Below are 7,749 nucleotides of genomic sequence, written 5' to 3'. Positions count from 1 at the left end.
GGGCGCGCAAGTACTTTTTGAAAGTTTTTTCGCACACCCCGGAGAGGGCCTTAACGGACCTCAAACAGGTGGTACTTCTTCTTACCCAGACGGCAAATATAGAAGCGACCAAACATGGCCGCATCTTCCGCAAAGCACGCCGAGGTGTTGAGGTTATCGTCGGCGCCACACTCCCGGCCATTGATGACCACCGCATTGCGACCGAGCGCATCCTTGACCTGCTTGCCCGAGGTCGCCATACCCGCGTCAACCAGCAACTGGGTCAGCGGTTCATCCGCCAACGCCGCCCGACTCAACACCGAGAACGGCAGGCCATCCAGCTTCAGCTGCTCCAGATCCGCCTCACCCAAAGAACCCAGGTCGTGACTGAACAGCGCCTGGGTAATTCGGCGAGCGGCCTCAAGCCCTTCGTCCCCGTGAATAAGGGCCGTCATCTCTTCGGCCAGAACGCGCTGAGCCTCAGGACGCCCCTGGCGCTCCCGATCCTCATTCTCAATGCGCTCGATATCCTCCAGAGACAGGAAGGTAAAGTAGCGCAGGAACTTGTAGACGTCCGCATCCGCTGTCCCCAACCAGAATTGATAGAAGGCATAAGGAGACGTCTTGGCCGGATCCAGCCAGATCGTGCCACTTTCAGTCTTGCCGAACTTGGTGCCATCGGCTTTGGTCACAAGCGGCATGGTCAGACCGTAAACCTGGCCACTATATAGACGCCGCGTGAGATCGATCCCGCCCGTGATATTGCCCCACTGGTCGCTGCCCCCTATCTGCAGGGTACAGTTGTACCGATGATAGAGCTCTGCAAAGTCCAGGGACTGAAGCAACATATAGGTGAACTCGGTAAAGGAGATCCCCTCCCCTTCCCGCTCGATGCGCTGGCGCACTGACTCTTTGGAGATCATGTTGTTGACCGCAAAGTGCTTACCCACATCCCGAAGGAAGTCGAGCACACTCATCTGACCAACCCAGTCGAGGTTATTCACCACTTCGGCCGAGGTCCCACCGCAATCAAAGTCGATGAACCGGCTCACCTGTCCCTTGAGCTTGTCCGCCCATTGAGCCACCACATCCGGTGTATTCAGCTTGCGCTCCTGGGCCTTGAAGCTTGGGTCTCCCACCAGGCCGGTCGCGCCTCCGACCAGGGCAATCGGCTTGTGGCCCGCGCGCTGAAAACGCTTCAGAGCCAGCAATGGCACCAGGTGGCCTATATGCAGGCTGTCCGCCGTGGGGTCAAAGCCGCTGTATAGGGTCCGGCTGCCGCCTGCCAGATACTCCTTGAGGGCGTCTCCTCCCGACGTCTGGGAAACCAAACCGCGACTCTGGAGGTCTTGAAGCAAACCGGGATCGACTGCTGCCATTGCTACCATCTCTGAATGTTTGAACAGGACAGGCCCCGAGGGCCACCGAAAAAGGGCTGTCAAGATACCGAATCCGTGCACAAAAACAAGGGCGCGGGCCGTATTTTGGCTGAACCGGGAACGGCTCATCACTTTACTGGGTGCTATTACACCGGTTTTCTGTTATAACTGATGCTAACAGCCACATTTGCATAACGGGTTTAAGTTTTCCATGGAACCCTCTGAAAACACGAACAAAAAGCCGATAGCGGCTCTTTTGCGCCAATACCCACGGGGGCACGTGATTGCCGCTGGCTCACTGGTATTGGGGCTTTCCCTGCTTTTGGCCTTCTCATCCTCGGAGGGCACCAGCTCTTCGCGGCAAAGCCAGCCTATTGCGCTGAAACTGCCGGACACGGGTCAGGTCCTCGAGCTTGAGCCGACTTCTCTGGAGGCCCAGCCACCGTTTGAGGCAGCGGAAACCAGGCCCCAGCCTCAGACACCTGAGCCTGAGCCAGAACCCCAGACGCTGACTTACACCACCTTCACCGTTAAGTCCGGCGACAGCCTGTCCGTACTGTTCAAGCGGGCCGGCCTGAGCGACCGGGACCTCTATGAACTGATCGACCAGGCACCCGAAGCCCGGGCCCTGCGCCGGATCATGCCGGGCAATGAAATCACCTTCGGCCTGACCCCCGAGGGCGAGCTGGAAGAGCTGGTTTATCAGCGTGACCAACTGCGGAGCCTTCGCTTCGCCCGTCAAGACGACGCCTTCGCTTCCGAAGAGCTTGAGCGCACCCCGGATGTACAGATTGCCTACCGGCGCGCCACCATTGACAGCTCTCTGTTTCTCGCCGGTCAACGGGCGGGAATGACAGACAACCTGACCATGGAGCTGGCCGGCATTTTTGGCTGGGATATCGACTTCATCCTGGACATCCGCCGCGGTGACACTTTCAGCGTCCTGTTCGAGGAGCACTTCCTCGACGGGGAGAAAATCGGCAACGGCCCAATTCTCGCCGCCGAGTTCACCAACCGGGGCAAAACCTTCCGGGCGGTGCGCTACGTCAGTGCTGAAGGCGACGCGAACTACTTCACGCCGGAAGGCCGGAGCATGCGCCGGGCGTTTTTGCGCACGCCGGTTGAGTTCACGCGCATCAGCTCACCCTTCAATCCAAACCGGCGCCACCCGGTACTCAACACCATTCGGGCCCATAAAGGTACCGACTATGCCGCCCCCCGGGGTACGCCCGTCAAGGCGTCCGGTGACGGCCGTATCAAGCTGGCAGGCCGCAAGGGTGGCTACGGCAATACCGTGATCATTCAACACGGCCAGACTTACGAAACCCTTTATGCGCACCTGAACGCCTTTCACCGCAACATCCGCTCGGGCGTTCGGGTAAAACAGGGGCAGATCATCGGCTACGTCGGCTCTACCGGCCTGGCCACCGGCCCGCACTTGCACTACGAATTCTACGTCAACGGCTCGGTACGCAATCCGGTTACGGTCGAGCTACCCCAGGCAGAGTCTGTCCCCTCGTCAGAACTCGCGCGCTTCAAGTCCCAGGTCCAGCCAATCATGGCCGAGCTTGAGCAATACCATCGCGAGACCCAGCTGGCCAGCGTCGGCAACGAACTACGCGTGAACTGATGGCGGGCGCCGAGCTCTACATCGGCCTGATGTCCGGCACCAGCGCCGACGCCATTGATGCGGTGCTGGTGGATTTCAGCCAGCCACCCCTGAAGCTGCTGGCTCACCATAGTTCACCACTCCCCCCTGACACCCGGGCCGCGATTCACAAGCTGGCCCAACCCGGCGATGGCGAAATTGACCGCATGGGCGCTCTGGATCAACAGTTGGGGCGGGCATTTGCCCAAGCGGCACTTGAACTGCTCTCTCAGACCGGTATTGACCCAACCCGGGTCTCCGCCATCGGAAGCCATGGCCAGACCCTCAGGCACCGCCCGCCAGATGGCACCCCCTCCTCGAACGCCTTCACCCTACAGGTCGCGGACCCCAACCTCATTGCCCACCTGACAGGCATTACCACCGTTGCCGACTTTCGGCGCCGGGATATGGCGGCCGGGGGCCAGGGCGCTCCGTTGGTGCCGGCACTGCATCAGACACTGTTTCATACCCCAGAGGCGGACCGCGCCATCGTCAATGTCGGAGGCGTTGCCAACCTGACATGGCTGCCCGCCCACGGGACCGTGCTTGGATTTGACACCGGGCCCGGCAACAATCTGATGGACGCCTGGATTCAGCGCAGCCTTGGCAAAGCGTTTGATGAGGGCGGGCGATGGGCGGCCCAGGGACAGATTCAGGGAACGCTGTTGTCACGTTTGCTGGAGCACCCCTATTTCCGGTTACCCCCGCCCAAAAGCACGGGGCCGGAGACCTTCCACTTGGGATGGCTGGATGACTGCTTGGAAGGGATGCCCGGGCCGATCCGGGCCGAAGACGTTCAGGCAACGCTACTGATGCTTACCGCCCAGGGGATTGCAGCCAGTATTGACGGACTTTCCGCCGGGAATGCTCCTCGCGAGGTTTATCTGTGCGGTGGTGGCGCCCATAACCGACGCCTGCAGGAGGCATTTAAAGCTCTGCTGCCCGATTGCGTGATCTCGGACACCAGCGCGCTGGGGCTTTCTCCGGACTGGGTGGAAGGCGTGGCGTTTGCGTGGCTTGCCCGGCAGAACCTGAAAGGACTCAGCGGCAACCTCCCCTCTGTCACGGGTGCTGACAGCCCCCAGGTGCTGGGCGCGGTCTATCCGGGGCGGCCGTCAGCCGGAATCAGATAGAGAACGAAGACCCACAGCCACAGGTGCTGGCCGCGTTGGGGTTTTCAACCACAAACTTCGCCCCCTGCAGATCCTCCCGGTAATCCACCTTGGCACCCATCAGGTAGGGGTAGCTCATGGCATCGACCAGCACCTTGACGCCCTCTTGCTCAACCACCGCATCGTCCTCTGCGGCCACTTCGTCAAAGGCAAAGCCGTACTGAAAACCGGAGCAACCACCCCCGGTAATGTAAACGCGGAGCTTGAGGTCAGGGTTACCCTCCTCCTCCACGAGGCTTCGCACTTTGGCGACAGCGCTGGGACTTACTTCCAGCACGGCACCGGGAACAAACACTTCTGGCGCAGACATCAAAGACTCCAATCGTGACTCATTTGAGCATTATACGCTTTACCTGAGCGTTTTAGTCAAGTATTGGCGACCGCTTTCACGTCAGCCTCGGGCTCATCCGCCGATTCCGGGCCAGACAGTTTCTTGGTGCCGGCGGCCCCGCTGTAGACCAGGCTGCCGTTGACCTGCGCCCCCTTGATCATTTCGATCAACTGGTAGTGGACATTGCCTTCCACAACCGCCTTGGCGGCGAGCTCAACGTGTTTGCTGGAAAATACATTGCCGGTCACATTGCCATTGATGATAACCATGGGCACCCGTATTTCCCCTTGGACCGAGCCCTTCTCGGCGACCACCAACTTGGCGTCATTGCCGCTGTCGGCGATGATATTACCCTCGACCGTACCTTCGATCTGCAGGTCACCGGTAAAGTGCAGGTCGCCGACAACCTTGGTACCGCGCGAAATCAGAGTGTGATTGTTTGAAAATGCCATAGCGTTGCCTTTTTTACCCCACATAAACGACCTATTAAGTTAAAGCTCCTGCACCAACCAGCCGAATTTCTTTTCAACGGTTTCCGGGTTACGCCCGGTCGATCGTGCGACCAACTCGATGCGTTCCGGCTCGAACCCCTCCGGAAGCGTCAGTCGGCCTTCAATATTCTGGAAATACCGGAAGCGCAGGCGAATGTCTTCCGACTCCACCTGATCAGAGAGCAGGTGGAGTGACAGGGTCTCCACGGTCTCGTTACGCCGCCCGACAATATTGAAATTCAGATACCCGCTGAGCACCTGGTGGTCTGTCGCCAACTGCTGTACCACCAGCTTGTACTCGAACTGCCGTGGCATACCCGTCGCCAGCACGTTGAGCGACCCGATGGTCAGCCCGCTGTTGTTGGCACTGGGCGACATCAGCCCACGATAGAAGGTGATGTCCTCCTCCAGCGCCGTTATTTCTTCCTTGAGTGCGATGACCTGGTTGCGCATCTCTTCGCTGGCCTGCTGATCCACCTCTGACCCCAGGCGCAGATTGGCCACCTGTTGGCGCAACTGTTCGGCCTCACCGGTCAGGCTGGCAACTTCCTTGCGCAACTTGTTGCGCTCGGCGACCGCATCAGCCTGCTGGGTTACCCCCAGATGATGGCCACCATAAAAGCTCCCGGCCACCGCCAGGCCCACGAGCAATAACAGCACCAGCGCCAGTAGCACCCGCCTCACCGGCCGGTAGGGAACCACGACCATGCGATACTGCTTGCTGCCTTTTACTTGCGCCATAGAACGTCAATCCACTCTGGAGAAAACTCGTTGGAATAACGGGCGATCAGGGCAGCAGCGCTACCAGATCCAGCCCCAGTGTTTCCTCAAAGCCAAACATAATATTCATGTTCTGGACCGCCTGCCCGGATGCCCCCTTGGTCAGGTTATCGATCACCGAAAGGACGACGAGGGTATCACGATCCTGGGGGCGAAAAACGGAAATACGGCATACATTGGAGCCTTTCACCGAACGGGTTTGTGGGTGCTCACCGGCGGGCATCACATCGACAAAGGGCTCATTGGCAAAGCGCTGCTCGTACAGCGCCTGCAGATCCGGCAGCTGATCCGGTGCCAGGGCGCGGCTGTACAGCGTGGCGTGAATGCCCCGGATCATCGGCAGCAGGTGCGGCACGAAGGTCACGCGAGCCGGTTCGCCACGGCCGCCCTGGATATCGTGAAGCCCCTGCTCGATCTCCGGCAGATGGCGATGACCTCCGGCGGCGTAGGCCTTGAAGCTGTCACTGACCTCGGTCAAGAGCGTATCCACCTTGGCCTGACGACCCGCACCGGTAGCGCCGCTGGCAGCACTGACGATCAAGTTGTCGGTGGCCACCAGCCCCTGTTCCAGGAGGGGCAGAAAACCCAGTTGGGCCGCGGTGGGATAGCAGCCCGGGCAGGCCACCAGCCGAGCCTGACGGATGGCCTCACGATTCACCTCTGGCAGGCCGTACACGGCCTCGGCCACCAATTCCGGGCAGCCGTGAGCCTGACCGTACCACTGGCCCCAGCGCTCGGTATCCCGCAGACGGAAGTCCGCCGACAGGTCCACCACTCGGGTATTGATTTCCAGCAGTGCGGGCATCAGGTTCTGGGCCACCCCGTGCGGCGTGGCGAAAAAGACCACGTCGCACTCGCCCAGACGCTTGACGTCCGGCTCGGAAAAACGCAGATCCGTATGCCCGCGCAGATTCGGATAGAGATCGGCCACCGCAATCCCGGCCTCGGCACGGGAGGTGATCACCGCCACCGTCACTTCAGGGTGCTTGACCAGCAAGCGCAGTAGCTCCACTCCGGTATAGCCGGTTCCGCCTACAATACCTACGTTAATCACTCGTCAACCTCTCTTCTGCCCATACGCCCATTCAGGATACCGCTTGGCTCCCCGGGGTTTAAACGGCCTATAATACGGACCTTAACGCCAAATCGAAAGTCGCCCGACACCTGAGGAGTCTGATGCCCACCGAGCCACCGCCCATTGAGCGCCTTCGCCAACGCCACCGGCAGGCGGCCGAGCGCTGGCGCAACCGCCTGGCTCATGTCGACGCGCTGCCCCAGTTGACCTTGCTGGGGCTGGCCAGCGGCATCCTCGCCGGCTCGGTAATCATCGGATTTCGTCTGCTGGTGGAAGGTAGCCTTGGGCACCAGCTACCCGGCCACGGCGAAAATTTCGAGGGCCTTCCCGCCCTGTTCCGCTTTCTGCTTCCCCTGGCGGGCGCCCTTGGACTTCTGGCCCTGCTCTATGCCGTCAGGGCCCCCTCCCGAGCCACCGGCGTGGGGCATGTGCTTGACCGGCTGCACAACCATCAGGGGTATCTGTCGTTTCGCAACGCCGGGGTTCAGTTCATCGGCGGCGCCCTGGCCCTGCTGAGCGGTCACTCCGCCGGGCGGGAGGGCCCGGCGGTGCACCTGGGCGCGGCCAGCGCCAGCAAGCTGGGCCAGTGGCTGCACCTGCCCAACAACAGCCTGCGCCCCCTGGTGGCCTGCGGCGTGGCCGCCGCCATTGCCGCTTCGTTCAATACTCCGATGGCGGGGGTCATATTCGCCATGGAAGTGGTTCTCATGGAGTACACCATTGCCGGCTTTATCCCGGTCATTCTGGCAGCTGTTGCCGGGACCACATTGACCCAACTGGCTTTCGGACCCGATATCGTCTTCATGGATGGCCAGCAGTTGACCGGCCACCTCAGTGAACTGCCCATCATGGCGGCCATGGGGGTCATTATCGCCCTGGCCGCCGCCACCTACA

8 protein-coding genes are annotated in these 7,749 nt (G+C 60.7%); 3 read left to right on the top strand and 5 right to left on the bottom strand.

The genetic code is table 11. The features are described from left to right. Positions 1–50: 50 nt before the first annotated feature. Positions 51–1,358, bottom strand: coding sequence for a tyrosine--tRNA ligase (gene tyrS, locus B3187_RS16375; protein WP_286807541.1), 1,308 nt, complete (start codon positions 1,356–1,358; stop codon positions 51–53). A 256-nt stretch (positions 1,359–1,614) separates the two neighbouring features. Here tyrS and B3187_RS16370 point away from each other — a divergent pair, with 256 nt between their 5' ends. After that, positions 1,615–2,988, top strand: a complete 1,374-nt coding sequence (locus B3187_RS16370; RefSeq protein ID WP_286807539.1) for a peptidoglycan DD-metalloendopeptidase family protein — start codon at positions 1,615–1,617, stop codon at positions 2,986–2,988. After that, a complete protein-coding gene (locus B3187_RS16365; RefSeq protein WP_286807538.1) occupies positions 2,988–4,139 on the top strand; it encodes an anhydro-N-acetylmuramic acid kinase in 1,152 nt (383 codons plus the stop codon). The genes B3187_RS16370 and B3187_RS16365 overlap by 1 nt, the downstream gene beginning before the upstream one ends. On the opposite strand, the gene erpA is transcribed toward B3187_RS16365, so the two are convergent. The 4 genes from erpA to argC are packed head-to-tail and all read right to left on the bottom strand — an operon-like array spanning position 4,132 to position 6,834. Continuing rightward, positions 4,132–4,488 (bottom strand): iron-sulfur cluster insertion protein ErpA, encoded by a 357-nt coding sequence (gene erpA / locus B3187_RS16360; RefSeq protein WP_123638957.1) that lies wholly within the window; start codon positions 4,486–4,488, stop codon positions 4,132–4,134. The genes B3187_RS16365 and erpA overlap by 8 nt on opposite strands. A 56-nt stretch (positions 4,489–4,544) precedes the next feature. Next, on the bottom strand, positions 4,545–4,961 hold the full coding sequence (locus B3187_RS16355) for a bactofilin family protein (RefSeq protein ID WP_024462467.1): 417 nt from the start codon (positions 4,959–4,961) through the stop codon (positions 4,545–4,547). 39 nt (positions 4,962–5,000) lie between these two features. Further along, the gene (locus tag B3187_RS16350) at positions 5,001–5,741 is read right to left on the bottom strand and encodes a DUF6776 family protein (protein WP_286807536.1); all 741 of its coding nucleotides are present in this window, start codon (positions 5,739–5,741) and stop codon (positions 5,001–5,003) included. A gap of 46 nt (positions 5,742–5,787) precedes the next feature. After that, positions 5,788–6,834 (bottom strand): N-acetyl-gamma-glutamyl-phosphate reductase, encoded by a 1,047-nt coding sequence (argC, locus tag B3187_RS16345; RefSeq protein WP_286807535.1) that lies wholly within the window; start codon positions 6,832–6,834, stop codon positions 5,788–5,790. Positions 6,835–6,956: 122 nt separating this feature from the next. Between argC and B3187_RS16340 the strand changes: the two genes are divergently transcribed. Next, on the top strand, positions 6,957–7,749 hold a 793-nt coding region (locus B3187_RS16340), incomplete at its 3' end, for a chloride channel protein (protein ID WP_286807533.1).

Source organism: Marinimicrobium sp. UBA4209, from assembly GCF_002381585.1.
In the GTDB taxonomy this organism is placed as follows: Bacteria; Pseudomonadota; Gammaproteobacteria; order Pseudomonadales; family Cellvibrionaceae; genus Marinimicrobium; species Marinimicrobium koreense.
This window is presented reverse-complemented; position numbering and strand designations above follow the sequence as displayed.

Coding starts and splice junctions, on each gene's coding strand:
- B3187_RS16355 (WP_024462467.1), bottom strand. CDS start 4,961: ATGGCATTTTCAAACAATCACACTCTGATTTCGCGCGGTACCAAGGTT.
- B3187_RS16365 (WP_286807538.1), top strand. CDS start 2,988: ATGGCGGGCGCCGAGCTCTACATCGGCCTGATGTCCGGCACCAGCGCC.
- erpA (WP_123638957.1), bottom strand. CDS start 4,488: ATGTCTGCGCCAGAAGTGTTTGTTCCCGGTGCCGTGCTGGAAGTAAGT.
- B3187_RS16350 (WP_286807536.1), bottom strand. CDS start 5,741: ATGGCGCAAGTAAAAGGCAGCAAGCAGTATCGCATGGTCGTGGTTCCC.
- tyrS (WP_286807541.1), bottom strand. CDS start 1,358: ATGGCAGCAGTCGATCCCGGTTTGCTTCAAGACCTCCAGAGTCGCGGT.